Below are 23,023 nucleotides of genomic sequence, written 5' to 3' on the forward strand. Positions count from 1 at the left end.
GGAACGCTCACAGATTCTGTGAGCGTTGTGAGCGCCCTACAGGCCGACCCAGGAAGCCATGTGGTTCAGCGTGTCCGGAGTCCGGCGCGCCATATGCACCAGGCCACGGATCGTTTCCCGGGCCCCGGGGTGGTAGCGGGTCTGCTCGGGCGCAGCCTTCCGCGCCTCCACGAGATGCTCGAGCGCCTTGTCGGTCAGCCCTGTTTCCATCTCCGTCCGCGCCCGGTCGATCAAGAAGTGCGCGCGGCGCGACGTCGCGAGCGACGCAGGCAGTCTGATCTTGCGGGCCTGCGTCAGCGCGTCGTCGTACTGGCCCATCTCTACGGCCGCCGACATCCGGTGCAACGCCACATTCGCGGGACCGAACGACAGCCAGTGCACGTCCGAGGCGTCGCCGGTCCGCTTGGAAATATCACGTGCCTCCTTGATGTGACGGTCGACCCCGGCCTGGTCCTCCGCACGCGCACAGATGACGGACGCCCCGAGATGCAGCTGCCCGGTGACGGCGAGCACTTCCCTGGTCGGCTCGGCCTGCCCGACGATGCCGTGCCCGGACGCCACCAGCCGCTGCCCGATCGTGTACTCACCCTCACGGAAGTACACGAGCGCACGCATGTACTGGCGGACAGCACCCAGGCACGGATCGGACGCACGCTCCGCCGCCCACGCCATCCGGTCCAGGGCCACGGCGGACAGGTCGTAGTAGCCGAGCTTCACCGTGATGTCGTGCGCCGTGCGGTACGTCGACGCGAGCGCCTGCCACAGCTCGGTAGACGGCGCCGACCAGGCGGTGTGCGTCAGCTCAGCGATCGTTCCCGGCAGGGAGCGGGCCGCGTTGCGGATGTGGGTCGCGCGGACCTCGGCACACAGATGGTCCGCCGCAGTGACCAGCTCGGTGGCCGGCCGCGCGACAAGGTCCGGGTTCACGCCGAGGTCGTACAGGTCGAGGGCCTCGCGGATCGGACGCACCAGCTCGGCGAGTCTGTCCCGCTGCAATTCGGTCACGTACGGCTGTCCCGTCAGGACGGTGACGTCGATGCCGAGGGCATGCGCAACCGCGGCGACGAACGTCGAAGTCGCGGGGCGCGCACCGCATTCCACCTGGTTCAACAGGCTGTACGAGTAGGGGATCCGGGCGGCCAGACCACGCTGTGTGAGCCTGGCCAATCTCCGCTGCTCCCTGATACGGGTGCCGGTGTGGTCGTCGTCGAGTGAGGGCATACTGGTCTCCTCGTTCCTTGCAGCCACTTGGAACGGTACCCGCGCCTGACGGTGCGGGGCAGGCGTCCGCCCCCGACTCCCCCCGGAGCGGGGGCGGTTGCATGTGATCCACCGGCCGGGATGGTATGAGGCCATGACCTCTCGGACCCTGTACCTGTTCGGCTCAGCAGCACCTCCCGTCTTCGACCTCGCGACCGTGATCGAGAAGGCGCAGCAGCGCGGCTTCGACGTGTGCCTCGGGCTGACGCCGACAGCAGCCCGCTGGCTCGCCGACGACCTCTCCGGCCTTGCGGATCTGACCGGGCATCCCGTGCGCTCGGAGTACAAGACACCTGGCGAGCCCGACGTCTGGCCGAAGGCGGACGCCATCGTGTTCGCGCCGGCCACCTTCAACAGCATCAACTCGTGGGCTCTCGGGCTGACTCACGACTTCGTGATCGGCGTGGTCGCCGAGGGGATCGGCAAGCGGATCCCGATGGCGGTGATGCCGTGCGTGAACGCCGCGTACGTACAGCACCGCCAGTTCGAGCGGAGCGTTAACGAGCTGCGCGAGATGGGCGTCCGAGTCTTGTACGGCGACGGCGGCTTCGTGCCCAACCAGCCCGGCCAGGGGAAACCGAAGGAGTACCCGTGGCGCCTGGTCCTCAATGAGGCCGAGAGGCTCGCTCCCAGGCGCACGTAGTCTTGCCGCATGCCCGCCACCCCTCAACTGCCTGGTTCCGTACGGTCCGCCGCCGACCTGAACGACGAGATTCGCGCGCTGTGGGACCGCGCCGGCGGGACGCTGACATCGGATCAGCGGCGGGAGTACGAGGTCCTCGTCACCGCCTGGGCGATCGCCGTACGAGACGAGCAGACCACCACCGCCGAGGCCGCCTGACCCCGGACATGACGAAGCGGCCCTCACCGCCCGAAGGCGGTGAGGGCTCGAGGCCTTGTTGTCGGGTCGGGTGTTGTCGGGATGGCTCAGACCGCGTACCAGCCCCACGCGCTGCCGTTGTACAGGGCCTGGACCCGGAGGGTCTGCCCGGTGGTGACGGTCGCGGTGGTGGCCCCGGTGCCGCTGCTGGTGTAGATCAGCTGACCGCCCGTCGTGCCCACGGTCAGGTCGTTCGCGCCGATGTTCTTGAAGGCGTACTCGACGGGGTTCACGTCGGCCGCCGGGAGCGTGCTTGTGAAGGCGCCCCCGCTCGTATCGCAGACCAGGGTCCGATCGATCGGCGAGCAGGTGAACGTCGTCGTCTTCCGCTTGATCGCCCGGGGAATCTGACCGTTGACGAGCTCGATCCCGGTCGGGTGGGCGATGCTCACCCCGGCCTCGGTGAACAGGCCCGTCAGCCGGACCCGTCCGAGCGCGGCCATCAGGGCGCCGAGACTGTTCCCGTCCACGGTCGGCGTGCTGTTCTCCGTGGACAGCTGGTCGATGTCCACGGTCGGACCCACGCCGGACGAGCCCGCACCCACGATGTACAGCTCATTCGTGCACGCCTCGATGCTCGCGCTGAGAATCTTCATCGCGTGCACGGAGCCGACCGACCCGGCGTACGAGCCGACCGCACACAACCCGGCCCAGCAGTACAGGGCCATGTACCGGTCGACGACCGCGTGCTCGGTCAGGAACATCGCGTACGTGTAACCACCCCCGCACGACACGTTCCGGGCGATGACGTTGTCGTTATTGCCAGGCGCCGGCAGCAACAATCCCACCGACAAGCCGGTGCCGAACAGACCCGGCGACGTGTAGTCCGTGGACGGCGACGCGACCGTCCCCGCCGTGCCGTACCCGAAGTCGTCGACGTGCGCGTTCGCGCAGCCCCACAGGTTCCCGGCCCCGTAGGTGAGACCGTACGCACTGTGCGTCGTGAGGATCGCCAGGTTCTTCAGCACCGGCATCACGTTGCTGAAGCGGGCAGCCGACCCGTAGGCGAGCCCATTGGACGTGCCCTCGTTCGGACCGCTGATGACCGCCGGGTTCCCGTTCGCGTTGAGGCTGGCGATCTGCGCCGCCGTAGAGGCGAACACCCCCAGCGACAGCAGACAGGACCCCGCATACTGCGGGACGGCCTGCTCCCAGTGCCGGACCGCAGCGGCCCCGTCGCCCTCGCCGCGGAACTCCAGGACTCTCTTCACGCCGCTCGTCGGGTACACCCCGAACACGACCTGCCCGGAGCCCGACTTGGACGTGTTCAGGGCGCCCGCCACGACGAACGCCCGGGGCGGGAAGTACACCTGCGCGTAGGTCCGGCCACCTGCCAGGTACGCCTCCGCCGCGTCCACGGCGGCCTGGATCGCCGCAGTGTCGTCGGTGCCCCAGATGACCACCGCGCTCGAGACCGCACCGCCTGACGCGTTCGCCGCGTTGAGGGTGATCTGTGTCGGGCTCTGCCGGGATGCCACGGTGGTGACCAGTGTCGTGACCCCGGTCGGGCCCGCGCCCTTCACGGAGATGGGCTTGCCGACCACGGTCGACGGCCAGTCGGCGGTCGCGCTCGTCAGCACCGCCGACCCCGACGACATCGCCCCATCCCCGACGACCCGCCCGTCCCCGGCCGCCCCGTACGCGGCAGCCGTCACGTCGAACACCCACGGGTCCCCGCTCGCTACAGGTGACCACGTGGCGTTCTCCGAGTCGGTCGCCACCAGCGCGTCACCAGCGGTGGGCGCACCCGACACCGCAACGCCGCGGACCTTGGCGACGTCGGGATTCGGGTAGTTGCCGGACAGGTCACCGCCCGCCGGCCCCGTCGGCGTACGGGAGTTCGCCAGCCGCGAGTCGTCGCCAGCCGCGACCGTGCCCTCCTCCGTCCCGACATCAAGGACGGCAGCCTCCCCGAGATCGAGGTTGTCGCGGGCTGCGGCCGGGTCGGCGAGGTCCGCGAGGTTCTCGGCCTTGGCCAACAGGCTGGAGCCGTCGACGAGGACGGAGTATTCGCCGGCCACCGGGTCGGGGACCAGGACGTCCGCCAACTTCACGTCCGGTGTCGCCTTCGACAACAGGATGTACCGGACCCAGCCGGGCCCGTTCGTCAGCACCGCCTCCACCCGGTACGTCCACCCGGTCTGCGACATCCCCGTCGCGTCAGACGGGACCAGCACTTTGGTGAACTCGCCGTCATCGAGGACGGCTTCGACCGTGCCGCCGAGGACCATGTCCCGGTCGCCGATCGTCACCAGGTCCGGCCCCGTGAACAACAGGCGACCCTTCGCGAGTGCCCCGTCAAACCCGGTCAGGGGCTCACCCGCCGACAGGGTCACCGTCTCCACACCCACAGGCAAAGGCATGCGTCCTCCAACTCCTACGGGTACTCGCGACGGCTCGGGTCGAGACCCGCAGCCAGAGGGCTCGACGGCGTACCGCCGCCGCTGTCGGACGGCGCACTGTCCCGCCGGCAGACCAGGGCATCCGGATCCCACGGCGGCACCTGCAGGCTGTACCCGTCCCGGCAGTCCGGCCCCGCCGGCCCCCGCTCACCGGTCTCACCACGCTCACCCTGCGGACCCGCCTCACCCTGCGGGCCGACCGGACCAGCCGGGCCTGCCGGGCCCTGCGCACCCTCAGGACCAGGCGGCCCCGAAGCACCGACCGCGCCGGGGGGACCGGAGTCCCCCGCACCACCGGGTTCACCTGTCGGCCCGGCCGCCCCGTCCTCCCCGTCCGCGCCGGCCTTCCCCGGCGAACCGGACGGCCCCGGCGACCCCGGATCCCCCGTCGGACCACGCGGCCCCGGGATCGGAACAGGGACCCGCGTCCGCTCATCCAGGTCCTCGACCGCCTGACTCGGGTCCGGCGCCTTCGGCGTCTCACCCGCAGCCTGCACCTGCGCACGCAACACCCGCACATCACCCGCCAGCGTCGACACAGCCGTGCCACGCCGGTCGGCCTCGGCTGCGAGCTGGCTGTACCAGGACCAGCCGATGACGGCCATCCCGGAGAGTGCGAGGAGCCAGCAGAAGACGGCGATCCACCGCCAACTGCCGGCGAGCGCCCGTTCAGCACGGGTCACGGAGGATCGCCTCCTAGGGTGATGACTTGGGCACGGAGGCGGGCGATCAACACGTAGTCATCGCCCTGCTGCTTGAGCAGCTCGGCGACGCGCGCGTCTCGCTCGGCGAGCCGCTGGCGCAGCCCGTCGCGCTCCTCCTGGATCTGATCAATCTCGCTGTTCATGCGGGTGGTCGCGTTCTCGCCCCGCTTACCGAGGTACGCCACCACCGAACCGGACAACACCCCGACCAGCGCGAGGAGTGCGCCCAGGGTGGTGGCGTCCAAGGTGACTCCCTACTTACTGGCCGTACGGGGTGGTGCGGGTCTGCCGGTTGGGCACGGCATAGGTGATGCCCCACGCGCCGAGGACAGCGAGCGCGATGGTGACGCCCTCCCCGGTGGTGAGGACGTTGTCCTGTATGGCGGTGACGGCCGCCGTGGTGCCGGCGGCGACACCGGAGACGATCGACTTGGCGTAGCGGGAGATCCTCATGAGGGGCCTCACTTCTTTTCGAGGGCGGCGATCCGCTTGCCCTGGTCGGTGACGGTCTTCTCCAAGGCGGAGATCCGCTGTTCAGTCGTCGGCACCGGCGCGGGCGCGGGCTTCGGTGGCGCGGGCGGCTTCGGCGCAGGAGGTTTGGCCGGGGACCACGACGCGGGATGCGCCAGCCGTTCCGCGATCCGGGCCCTCGTCTTCGGCATCGCCACGTCCGCGCCGCCGGGTGACGTACGCGGGTCGACCTTCCCGGGCTGCCACTCAAGGTGGCCAATGACGGACTCGTCCTTCCAGCCGTACGCCCGGCAGATCGCCGCCGAGGCCCGCACCATCGCGTCTGCCTGCGCCTCGGGCCACGGGTCCTTGCCGTCGCCGAGGTTCTCGCACTCGAAGCCGTAGAAGTGCCGGTTGCCGTCGGTGTTCGCCTCGTTGTCGACGGGCAGCGCCGTCTCGGCGACGACCGCCTTCAGGACGTCGTCGTCACCCAACCCGGCATGGTTGGCACGGCCGTTGCCGACGAGGTACACGGTGCCGTCCTTGGCGATGACCCCGTGGCACAGCGGGCCGGGCAGATCCGAGTGGCCGTCATAGCAGAGCGCCACCGTGGCTGCGGTGCCCTTGGTCACGGTGTGGTGCAGCATCACCCCGTTGACCGGCCCCCACGGGCCCTTCGCGTTGCGGTTGTGGGTGCGCCACGACTTGTACTCGACGACGCGCACGCCCTCGGCTTTGAGGGCGGAGACGAGTCTGTCCGCGGTGAGTGGTGTGGCCATGTGGCCTCCAGACATGAAGATGCCCCGGGCCAAGCGCGGGGCAGGCGGGTTGAGGGGCGACGGTCAGTCGCGGGGCGGCCAGGTCCAGACGGCAGCGGGGACAGCGACGTCGTCGAGGTTGTCGCGGTAGACCACCGAGGTTCGCCACACGACTGCGTCGCTGTCGGCCAGGACTCGGACGTTGATCGTGATGGGGTTCCACACGCGGGTGACGATGGCCGGTGCGACGGCGGCGCCGTTGTTGAGGGTGGGGTCCATCGGGACCAGGACCACGTCGCCGACGTCCGGGGTGAGCGGGGACGGGTTGTTGGCCAAGGACGTCAGGATGTCCATGGCGATGGTGCCGGCCGCCGCGATCCACGCTTTCTGGATCCGCTCGCCCAGCGCTTCCCACTCGGGCATGGGCTGGCCCTGATAGTTCTGGTGGTCGGTCGCTTCGCCGTACGCCGCATACGCGGACTGGGCGAGGTCCATTGCTGAGGGTCGGGACATGATGCTCCTGACATGCGAAAGCCCCAGGCCGCAGGGCATGGGGCGGCGGGTTAGGTATGCGCGCAGCTGCCTCATCAGGAGGGTTCGTACAGAACCCACGCCACGGTCGACGTGTCGGACGCGCTGCTCGACGTGATCGTGAAGGACGTGGCCGCGACCTTGGTCGTGGACAGGTGACCGAGCGTTCCGCCGGCGGCCTGCCGAAACGTCGCGACACGGGTGGTGGCGGTGACGCTGGTGTTGGCGACGGTGACGGTGCCGCCCACGAGGGTGGCCACGCCCATGCGTCCGTTGGTGCCCTCCTTGATGGCGATGCCGCCGCCCACGCTGCCGAGGTTGAGTGCCTTGGCGGTGCCGTCGAAGATCTGCCACTGGCCGTTGGTCTGTCCAGCGTCGGCGGCGAAGTAGCCGCTGAACGTGGCATTGCCTGCGGCTCCCCAGGGGTTGGAGAAGTGGTCCACCGGGGCGGCCGTCGTCCCCGTGCGCTCGCCGACGTTCGGGCCTCGGCGCAGGATGGTGTTGCCGCCGCCGTCGCTCCATCCGGTGGTGGCCGCGTGCAGGAACCCGGAGGCGACAGACACGTACGTGCAGTCCTCGACGCGTACGCCGTACTGCGGCGAGTTGGTCTGGGTCCCGTTGTCGTCGACGCCCGGGTAGCAGGTGACCATGCCGACCAGGACCGGCACCGTGGCGGCATCGCACTTGAAGCCGGCGTATCCGCCGCCGCCCGCGCCGCCGTTGCGGCCGTCCCTCCTGGTGTGGAGGTTCTCGAACTGGATCGGTCCGTTGCCGGTCGCGTCGACCAAGACCCCGTTGTACCCGTTGCGGTCTGTCGAGCAGTCGCCGAGGAGCATGCCGCCAGAGCCGGCACCGGTCGCCCAGTCGCCGGTGATGTGGATTCCGTGGTTGTCGTTCCACTCCGCACGGCAGCCGATCATCTGGCTGTTGGCGGCATTGCTGATCTCGAATCCGTTGGCCCCGTTGCCGATGGCCTGGCAGTCGACCATGGTGATGTCCGTCATCACCTGGACGTTGATGCCGTGCCAGCCGCAGTTGTCGACCATCACCCGGTGCAGGCGCCACGAGTACGGGAAGAACCCGGCGTTCTCTGCGGTGTTGATGCCCGCACCGGTGACCTGGCGGATGGTGACGTCTCTCAGTCCGACGTTCTGGATGTTGCCCTCGGCGCGGATCCCGTCCATGCCCGGGTCGGTGTAGTCCGACCCGTCGATCATCACGTTCAGGATCCGGTGCTCGGCGCTGATCGTCGAGTAGCCGCCCGTCGCGGCGTCGAGGAACTTGATGACGGCGTCGCCGGCGAACGAGGCCAGAGGCTTGATGTAACAGGGAGGATCGACGAGCCCGACCACCGCCATGAGGTTGGTGTGGGTGCCCTGCAGGGTGACCGCCGGCGGGATCGTCAGCGGGGCGCTGGTGCGGTAGGCGCCGGCGGGGAGGTAGACGATGCCGCCCATCGGGCAGGCGGCCAGCGCGGCCTGGATGGGAAGCGTGTCGTCGGTGACGTTGTCGCCGACCGCCCCGTAGTCGCGGACGTTGAGCCAGTCCCGCACGGACCCGGCGGACGCCCCGCCGCTGGAGACGCTGTGTGCCTCGATCCAGGCGCGGCTCGCGCCGCCCGCGTCGGCCCACATGCCGGTGACCGTGTCCGGTCCCGAGAACCGCGGCAGGAAGCCGTACTCGTTGGCGGTGACCGAGGTGATCGGGGTGGAGCTGGCGTTGAGGAGGTCGGTGTACTGGGTGCCCTCGGAGGCCTGGTCGTAGAACGTGACGACCGCGCCCGGGGCGACACCCCACAAGCCGTCGGACGGGCGGACCACGAAGTCCGCCATGCCTGCGCCGAAGTCGTAGCGCGCCATCAGTTCACCACCCAGCTCAGGCCCGAGGCGGGCAGGACCTGGCCGCCGGTGGCGATGGACGGCTTGTGCGTCAGCCACACCTGGCCCGGCCGGTCGCTGCCTCCGGCGTAGACGACGAACCGGCCGATCGATGTCCCGGAGACGTAGGCCAGGCCGTACTGGTCCCGGTTGGGGTGGCGGTAGGCGGCCGGGATGAGGATGGGCAGGCGGCTCTCGTCGGCGCCTGCCAGGGTGCCCGCAGCACGGCGGAGTACGCCGAGCCTGAGGTGCACGTTCCCGGAGCGGGTGGCCAGCACCGAGTTGGTGAGGATTTCCCAGGCTGACAGGGGGGAGTCGATGACGGTCTCGCCCCCGCCGTCGTCGTAGACCAGCACCCACAAGGTCCCGTTCCACATCCGCACCCGGCCGGTGTCCGTTTCCAGGCACGTCTCGCCCAGGGCGGGCGCGGGGTTGCGGGTGGAGGACGTCGCCGGGCGGATGCGGGCACCGACGTACAGCTCGCTGCGGGTGACGGTCACCGTGGACGCTCCGCTCAGGAGCGACACCAGGGCCAGGGGGATCTCGTACACGCCGGTGTCGCCGGTGTCCTGTACGAGGGCGGGTGCCCCGCTGCCCGGGGTGCCTGCCCTCACGACGGCCCGTACGGTCCACGTCGAGCGGTCCAGGCGCAGCACGACGCGGTCGATCCGGGTCGAGCCGGACACGTTGGCGCCGATGGACAGGGTGACCGTGGAGGTTCCCGACGTCCAGGCGTGGCCGCGCACGGAGGCGAACACGTCTGCGCGTACGGCCACGTTGAGGCCGGTGCCGACGGCGACGACCTGGGTGTCCGCTGGGGTTCCGTAGACGCCGTCCTCGCTGAAGTGCGCGGCGATCTTTTCGTACTCGACGTCGGTGACGGCGCGGGAGTTGTGGGCCGGGGACGGCCAGGAGTCCTGTGCCATCAGCTACCTCGTTTCCAGTCGGCCGACTTTGCGGCTCAGGGTGCGGATCAGCCGCACCGTCTGCGGGTCGGTGGTGGCGTCCTGCGAGCCGACGACGGAGGCGACCTGTTCGCCGCCTCCAGCGCTCGCCTGCAGGTTGATGGCCCGCACGATGTCGGTGACCTGCAGGCCGTGGGGCAGCGCGACCGCGACCTTGTCGCCGAGGGTGTAGTCCCGGCCTGCCTGCAGGCCTTCGGTGTCGACGGTGACGGTGGCCAGCGTGACCGGGGCGGCGGACTCGGCGAGGTCGGAGGTGCCGGCCGCGGTGAGCTCACCGGTGGAGTCGTTGTCGGCGCCGCCGTCGATGAAGTGCTCCACCCGCCACCACAGGGCGGCTGCCCCGGTGTCGGCGACCTCGACGAACGTACGGATGGACGAGCCGGCGGTTTCGTTCCCGGCGACCAGGGCGTGGGTGGCGGTGGGCGCGGACTGCGAGTACTGCAGGCCGCGCAGGTTCCCCAGCCCCACGGAGAAACGGGCCGTCGCGGATTTGTCTGCGGGGGTGTAGCAGCCGAACTTGATCTGCGTGCCGTCCTGCCGGGTACGGAACCCGATCAGCCCGCCCGCGCTGGCGGCACGGCGGCACGCCTCGAGGACGGGCTCGAACCGGGTGGACAGCGCGGTGTTCGTTCCGGCGGACGCCACCGTGTCGAGGACCAGCTGCGGGATCCGGCGGGCGACGATCGCGCCGGGGCCGCAGTTCTCGTTCACCAGGGTGCGGATGATGGTCTCGGCGTTGGTCGCGGTGAACGTCCGCCAGGTGTCGCCGTGCTGCCCCGCCCAGGCGAGAGCCGGTTCGGGCCAGGTGATGTGCCCGGCGATCGTCGCCAGGTCGTCGCTGAAATTCACGGTGACGGTGCCCACGCCTCGGTCGCTGTCGACGGACCAGCTGTAGTCGGTCGGCTGCTCCATCGGGCCGGCCATCCAGATGGCGCCGTCGCGGACCAGGACCAGTCGGTTGCCCGGCTGCAGCTGCTCCATCACGGCCGGGTAGGCGGGCAGGGTCACGGACCCTGCGCCGGGTTCGTTGAACTTCAAGGTCGCGTCGAGGTCGGTCCAGCCGGTGAGCGGGTCGCCCTGGACGGCCAGGTTGTCGTCGGTGATGAGCAGGGTGATCGCCATATCAGGCTGTCTCGTAGCGGGGGTTGAACGCGAGGTCGACCGACGAGCCGGGGCCGGACCCGGACAGGGCGAAGGTGACCTCGTTGTCGCCCGGAGCCAGGCCCCACAGGGTGGCGGTCGGCCAGTCGAGGCCGCCGATCCAGTTGTCCCCGTTCTGGTAGCGGACCTGCGGCGGCTCGGTGGAGATGGTCACCTTCTCCCCGGCGAGCAGGTTCCCGTGCCCGATCGCCGCGGCGTCCGGGTCCAGGGTGAAGGACTCGCCGGTGCCGGCGTGGGTGAACTCGATGAGCGAGGCCGGGCCGGTCACCACCCACGTCGGCCACACCACCGTGTCCCCCGGATTGTTGACGGTCGTCGAGCCGAGGATCTGGCTGGACGACACCGTCGGGTACGGGTCGAAAAAGGTGGAGGCGGTGCCGGTCTCACGGTGGACCGTGAGCGTGAAGGGGTCCGTCCAGTACGGGTCCTCGCACCACAGGCTCAGCACCGCGCTGTCCGCGTCGCGGTAGTAGCCGGCCTTGGCCTGCCCCTCGAATCCCTCCTGGTAGAACACCTCGATCTGCCGGCGGCTGCCGTCCGGCCGGGCGATCTCCAGCACGCCCGGGCCTTCCCCTTCCCGCAGGGTGCGCGTGAACGCCGTCGCCAGCGCCCGCCACCGCTGCGTGAACTCCATGTGCGTGGCGCCCTGGACGAACAGCGGCCACACGATCGTGCGGGGCTGCGCCTGGGCGTGGCGCAGGCGGGCGCCGCCGCGCGGGTGCTGGTCGCTGGTCAGCTCGTACGGCACGGCCCCGAGTCCGGACACGCCGTCGGCGAGGGTGAACCAGTCGGCGTCTCGGTCGGTGAGCGGCCACACCGTGCCGGAGGGGTCGGTGTAGGTGGCGGTGGCGTAGCCGATCTCCGGCAGCGGTACCGGTGTGCCACCGCCCCCGCCGGGATCCGGCGGGGTGGTGACGGGTGCGGCGATCAGGGGCATTTAGCGCGGCCTCCCTACCCGGGCCCGGGCCTCCTGGACGCGCTGGACGCGCTGCAGGTCGGCCACCGTGAAGTCGGCGGTACGGGCGTTGATCTCGTAGGTGACCGACGCCCCGCCGCCGGCGGAGACACCGACGGCGGCGGCTCCCTCGAGGGTCCGCAGTTGCTGCGGGGTGAGCACGGCCTCGGGGGTGCGCATGCCGTTGTAGTTCCAGCCGGGCTGGAGCCATCCGCCCTGGTCGTACTTGCCGGGCTGGAAGCCGTACCAGTCGGTGAACAGCTTGTCCCGGTAGCCGCGTGCCCCCTTCCCGATGACGACGCCGTCGCCGCCGCGGCTTTCGACGTTGACGCCGCCGATCGTGCCGGCGGTGTGACCGACGCCGGCGTTGGTGACGCCGATCCGGTAGGGGCTCTCCCCGTGCAGGACCCACCCGGGCGGCGCGGTCTTCCCGGAGAAAGATCCGGTGGCCCACCTGCGGTGGGGCTTCTGCCCGCGGATCACGGACTCGATCGCGGAGACCAGGCCGGAGCAGTCCCAGCTGGGGTCGCCGTTGCCGCCCCACTGGTAGGGCAGCCCGTTCTGTGTGCGGGCCCACTTCAGGCCGGCCTGGATACGCGGGCCGCCGATCCCGCCCGCGCCCTTCTTGTCGGCCTTCCCGCCGTAGTCGAACAGCGCATCCAGGATCCTGTCGGGGATGTGGCGGATCATCTTCCCGATCGACGTGTCCATTCCCGGGAACGACTTGAGGATCGGGTCGACGACGTTCTTCACGCCTGCCCGCGCGGACGCCAGGAGCGTGTCCGCCAGCCAGCCCGCTCCCTTCTTCACACCGTTCCACACGGCCGACCCGGCGCCCGTGACAGCGCTGGCCGCACTGGAGATCCAGCCGAAGATCCCGCCGTCCGCGAACGCCTGACGGTGGATGCCGCCTCCCGCGTACCTGAGGGAGCGGTCGACGCCGGTGCGGGGGTTGCCGCCGAGGACGGGGGCGAGTGCCTTGCGCACCCCGGCCGCGCCGGAGGACTTCGCCAGATGGTTGAAGTAGGAGACGAACTCACTGCCCACGCCGCGGGTGAACTCCGGGCGGAAGATGGACTCCCCGCCCGACATCTCGAGCGCCCCGCCGGTCGGGCTGTAGAACTTGTGCGGGTCACGGCCCGGGGTGTAGCCGGGCAGCACGCCGCCCTGGGCGAAGCCCTTGGGGTGGAACTCCTTCAGCTTCGGCGCACCGAACGCCGTAGCGATCTTGTTCCAGACCCCGACGATCCCCGCGTTGTACACCGTCCCGATCACGAAGCTGACGGGCTTCTTCGCGATGCCGGCCAGCTTGTCCCACTGGGTTTTGATCGCCTGGACGGCGCTGCCGAAGGCGGTCCCCACATAGCCGACTGCCTTGTTCAGGGTGTCGAAGACGGGCTTGATGTGGTTGTTGTAGGCGCCCTTGATGGTGCCCGCGACGCTCGCCCACACCGGCTTGACGACCTTGTCGAGCAGGTACTGCATGGCGTCGCCGAGCCGGTCCAGACCGCCCCGGATGTAGCCCATGACCGGGCGCAGGTTGCCCTCCCAGGCTGCCTTCACCGCGGCCTGGATGAACCGCCACACCGGCTGGACGACCTTGTCGTTCAGCCACTTGAAGGCGGGGCCCAGGTACTTGGTGACCCAGGTGACCAGGTCCGCGATGACCTGGATGATGCCCGCGATCCAGCCGATCGCCGTGGACAGCGCGCCCGCGAACACGCCGACGAAGAAGCCGGCCAGGTCGATCAGCGGCGGCAGCAGCCACGACAGGATGTTGACCGCCAGGGTGACGACCAGGCCGACGAGTTGGGCGAGCGGCGGCAGGATCGGCAGCAGTGCGACCGTCAGGTCCACGGCGGCCGTCACCAGCTGCAGCAGCGGCGGCAGCAGGTCCATGAGGACCCCGGCCGCCATCTCCAGCACCATGCCGACCAGGTCACCGATCAGCGGCAGGATCGGCGCGAGGGCCTTCACCAGGATCAGCAAGGCGTCCGTCAGTGGCGGCAGGACACCCGCCAGGGCGGTGGCGAGCAGGCCGACGAAGTCCCCCAGCAGGGGGGCGAGATCGGCGAGGATCGAGGCCAGGGTCTGGGCCAGGGAGACACCGACCTCGACGAGCGGCTTGATGATCTCGAGGAGGGCGCCCGCGATCCCCACGAAGGCGTTCGCGATGACCGGCAGGACCGGGACCAGTGCCTTGAAGACGGTGGTCACCAGTTGGACGCCGATCGGGATGAGCGGCGCCAGGCCCTCGACGAGCGTGATGGCGGCCTGCGCCACCTGGGCCAGCGGGGCCAGCATGGTCACCAGGGCGCCGCCGACCGTCTCGAGCGCATCGCTGACCACGGGAAGCAGCGGCTCCAGCGCTTTGAACACGACGCTGATGAGCTGCGTGCCGACGGCGAGGAGGGGCGCGATCGCCGTCATGAGCTGGCCCAGCGCCGCCGCGAACACGTTCGCGACGAGCTCGGCGACCTGGCCGAGCAGCGTGACCAGCGGAGCCAGCATCGGCTCCAATGCCTGGAACAGCTGCGTGACCGCCAGCCCGATGAACTCGAGTACGGGCTGCAGCACCGTGATCACGGTGGTCAGCGGGCCGATGAGGACCGCGACCAGGCTGCTGATCACCGACACGATCGGCGTCAGTGCCGGCGCGAGCGCGTTGATCACACCGGCGATCAGGGCCGCGATCGGGGCGAGGAGCGGCATCACCGCCTGGACCAGCTGCACGATCGCCGTGCCGACGGTGACGAGGACCGGGCCGAGCGCCTCGACGATCGGCAGCAGGACCGCGCCGAGGGTGGCCGCGAGCTGCTGCAGCACCGGGCCCAGGACGACGGCCAGTTCGGCGAACGGCTTGGCGATCGCGGCGAGCAGCGGTACGACGGCCTGTACGACCGTCCCGATGACGGGGACGATCGCGCCGACGATCTGCGCCACCGACGCGAACAGGGTGCGCATGGCGGCCTGCATCTCGTCGCTGGCGAGGATCTTCCTGAGCTCCCCGAAGACGGAGCCCAGTACGCCGACGATCTGGCCGCCCGCGTCGGAGGCCGCCTTGAAGATCTGCGAGACGACGCCGAGGACGTTGCCCAGCAGCGTGCCGAACTGGGAGAGGATCCCGAACGCCGTGCTGATGGCGTCCTCGAGACCACCCGACGCGAACGACTTGGCGATGCCGTCCGTGAACGACTTGATCGCCCCGGCGAACTGGGTGAGCAGTGCGTTGAAGGCCGGCTGCGCGGCGACCGACAGCTGGCCGAACGCGGTGATGACCTGCTTCGGGGTGTCCTTGAAAACGGCGAGGTTCTTCGTGGCCCCGGCCAGGATCTTGTCCAGCATCCCGGACTTGGCCATCTCGGTGACACCGGCCGCGGCCGACTTCGCGATCTGGTTCCACACCCCGGCCGTCGCCGTCAGCTGCCGCTGCAGGATCGGGATCGTCGTACGCCCGAGCGCGGTGACGGTGGAGCCCAGGCCCTCGAACAGCCGCTGCTGCACGCCGAGCTTCATGTCCGTCCACGCCGGCCCCAGCCCCTGCACAGCGCTCACGAACAACCGCGCGTTGGGGGCGAGTTTCGCCATGGCCTTGTCGAACTCGGACGCCTGCCCGGCCGCCGCAGCCTGCGCATCCGCGACCGCAGCCGCCGCGTCCGCCACGGCCCGCTGCGCGTCCGCGATCTGACGGGCCCCGTCCGCACGCGCCTCATCGACCCCGGCCTGCGCCTCGGCCAGACCACGCTGCGCATCCGCCACGCTCTGGGCCGCGTCGACGCCGGCACGCCGCTGCTCCTCCTGGGCCCGGGCCAGGGCACGGGTCTTGTCGGCGACCTCCCGCTGCGAGGCGGCGATCCGGTCCTGTGCGTCCTTGACCTTTTTGCTGCCGTCGACGCCGGCCTTGGTGGCCTTCGCCGAGTCCTCGGCCAGGCGCTTGGTCTCCAGGCGCTGGTCGGCGACGGCCTGGGCGGCCTCGTCGTAGGCGAGCTGCAGCTTGGCGATGTCTTCGGGGCGGTTGCCCGGCTTGGCCTGCGCATCGCGCAGGGCCTTCTCCGCCTCCTGCATCTTGAGGACGCCGGCGCGTTCCTCCAGGCGCGAGGCGGCCAGCTTGCTCTTGAGGTCTTCCAGGTCACGGGCCGCTTCCTGGCGGGCCTCGTTGAGACTGGTCTGCACCTCGCGGGCCTCGCGCTGGGAATCGGCGAGGTCGCGTACGGCGTCCTGGACGTTGCGCTGGGCGTCGGCCTGCTTCTGCGCGGCGTCCTGCACCGTGCGGGTGAGGGTGCGTTCGGCGTCGTCGACGGCGCGCAGCGCATCCTGCACCCGGTCGGCGGCCTGCACGCGCGCGTCGGCCAAGGAGCGTTGCGCGTTGGCGAGGCCACGCTGCGCGGACTCCACCGCACGGGTCGCGGACGCTGCGGACGAGGCCTGCTTCGAGGAGTCGGCGAACGCCGCCTTGAAGGCGCCGCTCACCCCGGACAGGCCCAGCTTGAGGGCGCCCGCCGCAGCTCCGGCCGTGGTCAGGGCCGGGGCCAGGATCGCGGCCCCGGCCGCTGCCGCGTTCAGGTTCGCCCCGATTGCGACACCGGCCAGTGCGCCGACGCCCTTCAGGCCGACGCCGAACGCCTTGCTGAAGGCGCCCGCGCCGGACTTGCCCGCACGCGAGGCGCGGGCGTTGACGGAGTTGGACCAGTCCCCTTCGAACTCCGGTCGGATGCTGACGTATCCGCGGCCGACGAGCGTGCCTCCGGCAGCCACCGCCCACCTCCGATCAGGGGTTGGCGGCGCGGCCTCCGAAGACCTTCGCCAGCTCGCGGGCGCCACTGCCGTGACGTCCGCCGAAACGGATCACCGTGGGGTTGCGGCGCTTGGCCACACCCGGCCGGGGGATCGGCTCAGGCGGGCGCATGCGCTTGGTCTTCTTCGGGTCGCCGTGCAGCTTGATCTGCACGTATGTGCTCTCCCGCTGGGCGTCGACCATGGCGGCCATCAGCTGCCGGTCCGGGGTCCAGTAGTCCTCTTCCGGCGTGGCGTCCCGTACGGAACGGGCGGTCGCCGAATCCGGCGGCAGGTGCTTGAGGAAGATGCGCAGTTCCCGCCAGGACATCTCGCCCCGGTACAGCTCGAGCAGGGACCGGCCTGGCCAGTAGCGGGCCACGTCCCATTCCACGGCCTCCCCGTGTTCGCTCAGGAATCGGAGGAGGCCGGCGATTCCCCCGGCTCAGTCCCGCCGCGCTTCTGCCATTCCTGTGCGATCAGTTCGATGTCGAGGAACGTGTAGTCGGCGGCGTACATCTCCTTGACCTTGTCGTCGCCGAGGATGTCCTTCAGCACTGCGGGGATGTCTTCGAGATTCCCCACGCGCTCCTGCAGCTCGAAGGGCAGCGACCGCATCGGGGGCAGCGTGAACTCCACACCCTTGAGCGAGAAGATGCTGGGCTCGGGGAGGGCGTCGCGCTTCTGCTGGGCGAGCGAGTCGAGGGAGACGACCTCGCGGCCGACCGCCGCCTGCTTCTTCGGGGGCATTGAACTCTCCTTACGGGTGCGGGTGGCAGCGGGTTGAGCCCCCGGCAGGCGCGACCCGCATCGCACGCCTGCCGGGGAGTTGGGGGCGGGCGCGCTTACGCGGCCCAGGCCGGGTCGTTGGACAGCCAGGTCGCGATCTCCGGGGCCGACGACGCGTACGCGGACACCGTCATGCCCAGGCCGACCGCGCTGGAGCGGCCCAGGGTGATCGACTCGCGGCCGGTGATCTCACCGCGCGGGACGACGAGCCGGTTCTTGATGTCGCCGTCGAGCCACTCCAGGCCGAAGGCGTACTCCTGCGGCCCGGGCGCGGCGGGGATGTCGAGGCGCTGGATCGCCCCGGACACGTTGGTGATCGTCGAACCGGGGAAGTAGGCGGTGACGGTGCGGGACTTCAGCTCGATGGCGGTGAACCCGAGCGTCATGTCCACCGAGGTGAGGACTCGGCGGACGGGGCTGAGGGACTGCCAGGCGTTGATGTCCTCGACGTCCGTCGAGTACTCCATCGCCACGCCGTCGTCGGACATGAACCCGAGGTCCAGCCAGGCCGCGTCCCACGCGGTGTCCAGGTCGGTCGGTGCGGTGGACCCCTTGGGGGCCATGTAGATGGAACCGGTCAGTGCGACCCTGACGTTGTCGGCGTCGTTCGCCACGGGATGCCTCCAGGCATAGCGAGGACCCGTGCGGCCGACGGCCGACGGGTGAGGGATGAAGGAAGGGCGCGGGTTACGGGGTGGCTGGCAGGGCGCGCAGACGCATCTGCATGACCAGCACGTACCGGGGGATCAGGGTGGTTTCCGCGTCGGGCTCGTACGGCAGCCAGATCAGGCTGAGGTCCGTGACCGTGTAGATCTGCGCGGTGCCGACGGTGGTGCCCTCGGCCGCGTGCAGGTGCGCGCGGACCAGCTGGGCGACGTCGTGGGCCTGGGCCTTGGTGGCGGCCAGGACGTCGATGTCGAGGGTGACGTCTTCGGTGACGAACCGCTGCACGCTCGCGCCGCCGCCACGGGACACGGACACCACGCCGGATGTCAGCTTGGCCAGCAGCCCGTCGGGCCACTCGGTGCCGATGTGCGTGCCGCCGTCGAGGGCGGCACGCAGCAGGGTGCACGCGGTCTCTTCGGCGTCGGGGAAGGTGACGATGGGCTGCGGGCTCATCGCCGCTTACGTCCACTCGGCGGCGGCTCCTCGGCTGCCGCCTCGTCCTCGGGGGCTTCGGGCTCGGGCGCCGCCTGGTCCTCGGGCTCGGGGGCGCTGCTGGGTTCCGGCTGGGCGCCGGGGCCGTCGAGGACCTCGGAGATGCGGCCGTCACGCCGCAGGTCCGCGAGCTCCTCATCGGTGACGTCGAGTTCGTCACCCGGCGCGCGGCCGGCATGCCAGTGGGCAAGGATGACTCGGGGCATCAGGTGCTCCTTAGGGAATCGAGCGCCCGGCCCAGCGGCCGGTACTTGGGGGAGTAGCCGCCCTGCGGACGGGCGCTGACGGACCGGTAGCGGCCCCGGCTGTCACGGGCCCTGTCGCTGTGACGGCCGGTACCGAACTCCACCTGCAGCGACCACGGGGCAGCCGCCCCGAACTCCGCTCGCCACCCGTTGGGGTTGAGGTGGGCGGCCGAGTAGATCTGCGACTTGTACTCGCCGTGCCGGGCCACGCCCGGCTTGTATGTCGGGCCGGTGTACGACGGGGCGAAGGCGCGGGCGAAGTTCGCGCCCTGCTGCGCGACGTCCAGGAGCAGGGTGTGCATCTCCTGGCTGCGGGCGATCTCGTCGAAGAAGCCTGGGTTCGGCACGTACCGGAAGCGGCCGGCGGGCATGTCAGGCCACCTCCTTCAACTGCGCCTCGATGTGGCGGACGCCGTGGGGTACGGGCCAGCGGCCGATCTTCCCGGTGACCTCCAGGACCTGGCCGTCGAACTCGACACGGTCCGTCTCGCGCAGGTCCGGGTACGTGCCCGGCGCTGAGATCAGCAGCCAGCCGGTGACGGTGACCTGCTTGTCGTCGGTGTCCTCCCGGCTGTCGTTGTTCGGCTGCACGTTGACCTGCCCGACGGGGATGCGCTCTGCAGTCGGGCCCCAGTCCCTCGTCTCGTTGCCGTACCGGTCGCTCCCCTTGGCCGGGCGGATGATGACGACGGACTGTTCGTAGAGAACACTCACGACTGCCTCACCGAGTAGGCCGTCCGCATGTAGTCGCGCAGGGTCGCCTTGTGGTCGCCGGTCAGCGACCCGGTGCCGAACGTCTCCACCGTGTAGGTGACCGACGTGGCACCAGCGGATTCCGAGCGCAGCCGGCGGGGGTTGGACAGCGTGGCGGCGGCCAGGTCCAGGCACACCCCAACGAGGTCGTCGGGCATCTCCTGATAGCCGTGCGAGTAGGTGACCTTGACCCGGTCCGCCCAGATCCCGAGCGGCCGGTTGAAGGGCCAGCCCATGGTGCGGGTCGGCGCGTACAGCGGGCTGCCCCGCTTCAGCTCGTTGCCGCTGACGATGAAGTCCCGGCCCTCGATGGCGGGCACCTCGATGCCGGTGCCGTCCGGGATCTCCAGCACCGTCAGCGGATGGGTCGCATCGACGAAGAGGGGGCGTTGCGGCAGACGCAGCACCTGCTCCCCGCCGGACAGGATGACGGTCTCGTTCTCGACGAACGTGAAGTCCTGCCCGGTGAACTTGCGGATCCTGCGCGAGGCGATCCGCAGGGCGAGCAGGGCGGAGTTGGTGGGGATCGTGACGCCCGGCAGATAGTCCCGCAGTTCGTACTCGGTAGCCAGTGGGGGAAGCGCCACGGTCGGCCTCCCTTCCTACGCGCCGCCGTCGGCGAGCAGCTGCTCCAGCGGCTTGACCAGCGTGCTGCGCGGGCTGGTCTTGGCCTGCTCGGCGGCCAGCGCCGTACGGGCACGCTCGATGTCCTCGCCGACCCAGACGAGGACGTCCTTGACCGAAGCCTCGATATTGAGTTCAGCCTGTGGTCCGCCCGGAGGCGGGACGGTGGGGTTGGCGCCGGCGCTCGGGTCCGGGACCTTCTGGTCATCGCTGCCGGGCGGGGGCGGCGGCTCCTTCTCCTGCTGGCCCTCCGTGGCGTCCTGGTCCTCGTCCGGTAGGGCGGTCACCTTCTTGCGGGCACTGCGCAGCAGCAGGTCGGCCAGGCTGCCGGAGACGATCTGCCCGGCTTCCAGCTTCACGGGCGAGTGCCCGTGGAACACCTTGAAGTTCTCGTTGACGACACAGCGCACGAGACCTCCCCTTTCGTCTGGGCCGCCCGCCCGGCCGGTGCCGGGCGGGCAGGCGGGGGTTGTCAGTTGGCGCTGTGCTCCAGCATCACGGCCCGCTTGAACAGGGCCGGGTCGCCGCCGGACAGGGAGTCGGACGGCACCCCGTAGTCACCGACCCACGACCAGGTTGTGGACACGGTCTGCTGGTAGCGGTCCTGCGGCGGACGGACGATGCGGGCCACGTCCACACCGGGCGCCACGTTGATCATGGCGATCTCCGGGACGTCGCCCACGCCGGTCTCGCTGAGCATGTCGGCGATGCCCTCGAACGGCGCGGCGATCAGCGCGCCGTCACCGAGCACGATCGGCCGGTGCACGGTCGTCGCCAGGTCCTCGTACCCGGTCGAGGCCGTGGTCAGGTACGGGACCTCCTCGTTGCGGACCCACACCAGGCCGCCGAACACACCGAGCGCCAGGTCCCGGTACGTCTCCGAGTCCGCGCGCCCCTGGTACAGGTTCTGGAACTCGGTGTCCTCGAACAGCTGCGACTCCGTCACGCTGTCGATGTGGGCGATGTAGTTGCTGCCCTCAGCGGCCGGGACGCTCATCCGGCGCATGCGCGCGACGGCGGCCCGGAAGTGGGAGAACTTGATCAGGTCGCCCGCGCCCAGGTCGAACGAGGTGTCGTTGGACGTACCCGCACGCACCGAGTACGGGGCCTGCGCGGAGATGACGTAGTCGCCCACCACATCGACTCGTGCCGTGCCCAGGGTCAGCACGTTCGTGGTGGTGTTGACGCCGGTCACCGTGTTCGCGACGCCCTCGATGCTGACGGTCAGCGGAGTGGAAGCGCTGACCGGCGTGGGCACACCGTTGACCAGGACATGCGTGAACCCGTCCGACGAGGCGACCTCGATGCTGGTGTCGGACGTGCCCGCGGTACGGCAGAAGGTGCGCCCGCCCGCGTACCCCTTGTACAGCTTGTTGCGGGCCAGCCGGTTCAGGGTCTGCCCGGCCTGGATGGCCAGGCGGCTGGCGTCGTTGAGGAACTTCGACGCCTGGGTCATCTTCGACTGCAGCAGGTCGGTGTCGATGGACTTGCCGTACTGGTCCATCACCACTTCCCACTGCTCGATGCTGTACGAGCCGGTGCCCGCGTCGGAGCCGGTGGTCGGCGTGGGGTCCGGGGTCATGAGCCCGTTACGGGTCATGATCTTCCGGTCGCCCTTGGCGCCCTGCCACGCCTCGATGTCCGCGACCTGGGCGAACAGCAGCTGCGGCATCAGCGACTCGCGGAACAGACCGTCCAGCAGTCCGTTCTGCATGATCGCGCGGATCGCCGCAGGGAGCTGGGAGCGGACGTCGTGCCGGTCGGCCTGGAACCACGGCCTCTTGGTCGTCTTCATGTGCATGGTTACTCCGTGGTGATCTCGACGGACACAAGGTCCGGGAACTGCTGGGCGTACTGCTCCAGCCCCAGCAGCGCGGTTTGGGTGATTGCCGTGATTGCGGCGCAGACCCGCCCGTCCTCGACACCGCCCTCATGACCGTCGACCTCGATAGAGGTCCGGCCCTCGCCCAGCCGGGCGCGGATGCGGATCATCAGCGCAGGCGGACGCCGTACTGGGCGGCTGCGGCCTTGACGGTGCTGCGGTCGGCTTCGCGGTAGTTGGCCGGCGGGGTGTTCGGGCGGGGGCCCTGGCCGTGGTCAGGCTTGGGGGTCTGCTTGCCCGGCTCCGGCGCGGGATCGGCGGGCGCCGTCTGCTTGCGCAGGTGCGGCTTGCGCTCGAGGATCTCGGCGAGGTCCGCCTTGATCGTCTCGGTGTCGACCTCGCCGTCGGCTGTCGCGTAGCCGGCCATCTTCGCCTGCAGATGGACGACCGCGTCGTCAGCGTCGGCGAAACCGGAGGCCAAGACCTTCACCTCGGCCTGGACCGCCCGGGCCTGAGCCTTTGCGGCCGTGGCCTCGAAGCGCTCCGCCTTCGCGGTCGCCTTCTCGAGCTCGCTCTTGTCGCGGTCCTCGAACTCGGCCACCTTCGCGGCGAGGTCATCGGCGCGCTTCTTCTCGGCGGCAGCCGCCCTCTTGGCTGCGGCGCGCTCCGCCTTCATGGTGTCGAGCGCCTTCTTCCCGGCGTCGCCGAGCTGGTCGGCGCCTTCCGGGTCGGCGGGGTCCGGGTCCGCCGGGTCTGCGGCCGGATCCGCTGCGGGGGCCGGTGCCGGATCGGCAGCCGGGTCCGCCGGCGGGGCGGCCGGGTCGGGGTCGTCGTGCCGGGACAGCTGGAACCAGCCCGCGCTGTGCGCAGCGGACAGCCAGCTCCTACGGGTTGCGTGCATGGTGGGGTGTCTCCC

26 protein-coding genes are annotated in these 23,023 nt (G+C 70.3%); 2 read left to right on the forward strand and 24 right to left on the reverse strand.

Features of this window, described 5'->3' with window-relative positions; genetic code table 11:
• Window positions 1-36: 36 nt before the first annotated feature.
• The gene (locus PV396_RS24325; RefSeq protein WP_319207899.1) at window positions 37-1,221 is read right to left on the reverse strand and encodes a helix-turn-helix transcriptional regulator; all 1,185 of its coding nucleotides are present in this window, start codon (window positions 1,219-1,221) and stop codon (window positions 37-39) included.
• Window positions 1,222-1,354: 133 nt separating this feature from the next.
• Here PV396_RS24325 and PV396_RS24330 point away from each other — a divergent pair, with 133 nt between their 5' ends.
• Both PV396_RS24330 and PV396_RS24335 read left to right on the forward strand, forming a co-directional pair.
• On the forward strand, window positions 1,355-1,903 hold the full coding sequence (locus PV396_RS24330) for a flavoprotein (RefSeq protein WP_319207901.1): 549 nt from the start codon (window positions 1,355-1,357) through the stop codon (window positions 1,901-1,903).
• A gap of 9 nt (window positions 1,904-1,912) precedes the next feature.
• On the forward strand, window positions 1,913-2,101 hold the full coding sequence (locus PV396_RS24335) for a hypothetical protein (RefSeq protein WP_319207903.1): 189 nt from the start codon (window positions 1,913-1,915) through the stop codon (window positions 2,099-2,101).
• Window positions 2,102-2,187: 86 nt separating this feature from the next.
• On the opposite strand, the gene PV396_RS24340 is transcribed toward PV396_RS24335, so the two are convergent.
• The 23 genes from PV396_RS24340 to PV396_RS24450 form a co-directional block, all read right to left on the reverse strand.
• Window positions 2,188-4,503 (reverse strand): hypothetical protein, encoded by a 2,316-nt coding sequence (locus PV396_RS24340; RefSeq protein ID WP_319207904.1) that lies wholly within the window; start codon window positions 4,501-4,503, stop codon window positions 2,188-2,190.
• A gap of 14 nt (window positions 4,504-4,517) precedes the next feature.
• Window positions 4,518-5,225, reverse strand: coding sequence for a collagen-like protein (locus PV396_RS24345; protein ID WP_319207906.1), 708 nt, complete (start codon window positions 5,223-5,225; stop codon window positions 4,518-4,520).
• A complete protein-coding gene (locus PV396_RS24350) occupies window positions 5,222-5,491 on the reverse strand; it encodes a hypothetical protein (protein WP_319207908.1) in 270 nt (89 codons plus the stop codon). The genes PV396_RS24345 and PV396_RS24350 overlap by 4 nt, the downstream gene beginning before the upstream one ends.
• A 13-nt stretch (window positions 5,492-5,504) precedes the next feature.
• Window positions 5,505-5,699 (reverse strand): hypothetical protein, encoded by a 195-nt coding sequence (locus PV396_RS24355; RefSeq protein ID WP_319207910.1) that lies wholly within the window; start codon window positions 5,697-5,699, stop codon window positions 5,505-5,507.
• 8 nt (window positions 5,700-5,707) lie between these two features.
• Window positions 5,708-6,475, reverse strand: a complete 768-nt coding sequence (locus PV396_RS24360) for an N-acetylmuramoyl-L-alanine amidase (RefSeq protein ID WP_416071469.1) — start codon at window positions 6,473-6,475, stop codon at window positions 5,708-5,710.
• Between the two features lie 63 nt (window positions 6,476-6,538).
• On the reverse strand, window positions 6,539-6,967 hold the full coding sequence (locus PV396_RS24365; protein ID WP_319207912.1) for a hypothetical protein: 429 nt from the start codon (window positions 6,965-6,967) through the stop codon (window positions 6,539-6,541).
• Between the two features lie 74 nt (window positions 6,968-7,041).
• The gene (locus tag PV396_RS24370; RefSeq protein WP_319207915.1) at window positions 7,042-8,844 is read right to left on the reverse strand and encodes a right-handed parallel beta-helix repeat-containing protein; all 1,803 of its coding nucleotides are present in this window, start codon (window positions 8,842-8,844) and stop codon (window positions 7,042-7,044) included.
• Window positions 8,844-9,788 (reverse strand): hypothetical protein, encoded by a 945-nt coding sequence (locus tag PV396_RS24375; RefSeq protein ID WP_319207916.1) that lies wholly within the window; start codon window positions 9,786-9,788, stop codon window positions 8,844-8,846. Before PV396_RS24375 ends, PV396_RS24370 begins: the two co-directional genes overlap by 1 nt.
• Window positions 9,789-9,791: 3 nt before the next feature.
• Complete coding sequence (locus PV396_RS24380; RefSeq protein ID WP_319207918.1) at window positions 9,792-10,949, reverse strand: siphovirus ReqiPepy6 Gp37-like family protein; 1,158 nt, start codon at window positions 10,947-10,949, stop codon at window positions 9,792-9,794.
• Between the two features lies 1 nt (window position 10,950).
• A complete protein-coding gene (locus tag PV396_RS24385; RefSeq protein ID WP_319207920.1) occupies window positions 10,951-11,925 on the reverse strand; it encodes a phage tail domain-containing protein in 975 nt (324 codons plus the stop codon).
• Complete coding sequence (locus PV396_RS24390; protein ID WP_319207923.1) at window positions 11,926-16,698, reverse strand: hypothetical protein; 4,773 nt, start codon at window positions 16,696-16,698, stop codon at window positions 11,926-11,928.
• A gap of 13 nt (window positions 16,699-16,711) precedes the next feature.
• Window positions 16,712-17,110 (reverse strand): hypothetical protein, encoded by a 399-nt coding sequence (locus PV396_RS24395; RefSeq protein ID WP_319207925.1) that lies wholly within the window; start codon window positions 17,108-17,110, stop codon window positions 16,712-16,714.
• 17 nt (window positions 17,111-17,127) lie between these two features.
• Entirely contained in the window at window positions 17,128-17,466 is a 339-nt protein-coding gene (locus tag PV396_RS24400) for a hypothetical protein (protein ID WP_319207928.1), read from the reverse strand.
• Between the two features lie 95 nt (window positions 17,467-17,561).
• Window positions 17,562-18,119 carry a hypothetical protein gene (locus tag PV396_RS24405; protein WP_319207930.1) on the reverse strand — a complete coding sequence of 186 codons (558 nt, stop codon included), beginning with the start codon at window positions 18,117-18,119 and terminating at the stop codon, window positions 17,562-17,564.
• Between the two features lie 73 nt (window positions 18,120-18,192).
• Window positions 18,193-18,624, reverse strand: a complete 432-nt coding sequence (locus PV396_RS24410; RefSeq protein WP_319207932.1) for a hypothetical protein — start codon at window positions 18,622-18,624, stop codon at window positions 18,193-18,195.
• A complete protein-coding gene (locus PV396_RS24415; RefSeq protein WP_319207934.1) occupies window positions 18,621-18,869 on the reverse strand; it encodes a hypothetical protein in 249 nt (82 codons plus the stop codon). Before PV396_RS24415 ends, PV396_RS24410 begins: the two co-directional genes overlap by 4 nt.
• Complete coding sequence (locus tag PV396_RS24420) at window positions 18,869-19,279, reverse strand: hypothetical protein (RefSeq protein ID WP_319207936.1); 411 nt, start codon at window positions 19,277-19,279, stop codon at window positions 18,869-18,871. Before PV396_RS24420 ends, PV396_RS24415 begins: the two co-directional genes overlap by 1 nt.
• A 1-nt stretch (window position 19,280) precedes the next feature.
• Window positions 19,281-19,622, reverse strand: coding sequence for a hypothetical protein (locus PV396_RS24425; RefSeq protein WP_319207938.1), 342 nt, complete (start codon window positions 19,620-19,622; stop codon window positions 19,281-19,283).
• Entirely contained in the window at window positions 19,619-20,248 is a 630-nt protein-coding gene (locus PV396_RS24430) for a hypothetical protein (protein ID WP_319207940.1), read from the reverse strand. The genes PV396_RS24425 and PV396_RS24430 overlap by 4 nt, the downstream gene beginning before the upstream one ends.
• A gap of 15 nt (window positions 20,249-20,263) precedes the next feature.
• Complete coding sequence (locus PV396_RS24435; protein WP_319207942.1) at window positions 20,264-20,695, reverse strand: hypothetical protein; 432 nt, start codon at window positions 20,693-20,695, stop codon at window positions 20,264-20,266.
• Between the two features lie 62 nt (window positions 20,696-20,757).
• On the reverse strand, window positions 20,758-22,080 hold the full coding sequence (locus tag PV396_RS24440) for a hypothetical protein (protein ID WP_319207944.1): 1,323 nt from the start codon (window positions 22,078-22,080) through the stop codon (window positions 20,758-20,760).
• Between the two features lie 8 nt (window positions 22,081-22,088).
• Entirely contained in the window at window positions 22,089-22,277 is a 189-nt protein-coding gene (locus tag PV396_RS24445; RefSeq protein WP_319207946.1) for a ribosomal-processing cysteine protease Prp, read from the reverse strand.
• Window positions 22,277-23,008 carry a hypothetical protein gene (locus PV396_RS24450; protein WP_319207947.1) on the reverse strand — a complete coding sequence of 244 codons (732 nt, stop codon included), beginning with the start codon at window positions 23,006-23,008 and terminating at the stop codon, window positions 22,277-22,279. The genes PV396_RS24445 and PV396_RS24450 overlap by 1 nt, the downstream gene beginning before the upstream one ends.
• Window positions 23,009-23,023 lie beyond the last annotated feature (15 nt).

The sequence above is a fragment of the Streptomyces sp. ME02-8801-2C genome (genome assembly GCF_033793965.1).
Lineage (GTDB): Bacteria > Actinomycetota > Actinomycetes > Streptomycetales > Streptomycetaceae > Streptomyces.

What these genes read in the sequence shown, in the direction of transcription:
- PV396_RS24355 (WP_319207910.1), bottom strand. Translation starts at nt 5,699, where the DNA reads ATGAGGATCTCCCGCTACGCCAAGTCGATCGTCTCCGGTGTCGCCGCC.
- PV396_RS24335 (WP_319207903.1), top strand. Translation starts at nt 1,913, where the DNA reads ATGCCCGCCACCCCTCAACTGCCTGGTTCCGTACGGTCCGCCGCCGAC.
- PV396_RS24440 (WP_319207944.1), bottom strand. Translation starts at nt 22,080, where the DNA reads ATGAAGACGACCAAGAGGCCGTGGTTCCAGGCCGACCGGCACGACGTC.
- PV396_RS24450 (WP_319207947.1), bottom strand. Translation starts at nt 23,008, where the DNA reads ATGCACGCAACCCGTAGGAGCTGGCTGTCCGCTGCGCACAGCGCGGGC.
- PV396_RS24375 (WP_319207916.1), bottom strand. Translation starts at nt 9,788, where the DNA reads ATGGCACAGGACTCCTGGCCGTCCCCGGCCCACAACTCCCGCGCCGTC.
- PV396_RS24400 (WP_319207928.1), bottom strand. Translation starts at nt 17,466, where the DNA reads ATGCCCCCGAAGAAGCAGGCGGCGGTCGGCCGCGAGGTCGTCTCCCTC.
- PV396_RS24445 (WP_319207946.1), bottom strand. Translation starts at nt 22,277, where the DNA reads ATGATCCGCATCCGCGCCCGGCTGGGCGAGGGCCGGACCTCTATCGAG.
- PV396_RS24420 (WP_319207936.1), bottom strand. Translation starts at nt 19,279, where the DNA reads ATGCCCGCCGGCCGCTTCCGGTACGTGCCGAACCCAGGCTTCTTCGAC.
- PV396_RS24330 (WP_319207901.1), top strand. Translation starts at nt 1,355, where the DNA reads ATGACCTCTCGGACCCTGTACCTGTTCGGCTCAGCAGCACCTCCCGTC.
- PV396_RS24410 (WP_319207932.1), bottom strand. Translation starts at nt 18,624, where the DNA reads ATGAGCCCGCAGCCCATCGTCACCTTCCCCGACGCCGAAGAGACCGCG.
- PV396_RS24370 (WP_319207915.1), bottom strand. Translation starts at nt 8,844, where the DNA reads ATGGCGCGCTACGACTTCGGCGCAGGCATGGCGGACTTCGTGGTCCGC.
- PV396_RS24360 (WP_416071469.1), bottom strand. Translation starts at nt 6,475, where the DNA reads ATGGCCACACCACTCACCGCGGACAGACTCGTCTCCGCCCTCAAAGCC.
- PV396_RS24365 (WP_319207912.1), bottom strand. Translation starts at nt 6,967, where the DNA reads ATGTCCCGACCCTCAGCAATGGACCTCGCCCAGTCCGCGTATGCGGCG.
- PV396_RS24415 (WP_319207934.1), bottom strand. Translation starts at nt 18,869, where the DNA reads ATGCCCCGAGTCATCCTTGCCCACTGGCATGCCGGCCGCGCGCCGGGT.
- PV396_RS24385 (WP_319207920.1), bottom strand. Translation starts at nt 11,925, where the DNA reads ATGCCCCTGATCGCCGCACCCGTCACCACCCCGCCGGATCCCGGCGGG.
- PV396_RS24325 (WP_319207899.1), bottom strand. Translation starts at nt 1,221, where the DNA reads ATGCCCTCACTCGACGACGACCACACCGGCACCCGTATCAGGGAGCAG.
- PV396_RS24380 (WP_319207918.1), bottom strand. Translation starts at nt 10,949, where the DNA reads ATGGCGATCACCCTGCTCATCACCGACGACAACCTGGCCGTCCAGGGC.
- PV396_RS24340 (WP_319207904.1), bottom strand. Translation starts at nt 4,503, where the DNA reads ATGCCTTTGCCTGTGGGTGTGGAGACGGTGACCCTGTCGGCGGGTGAG.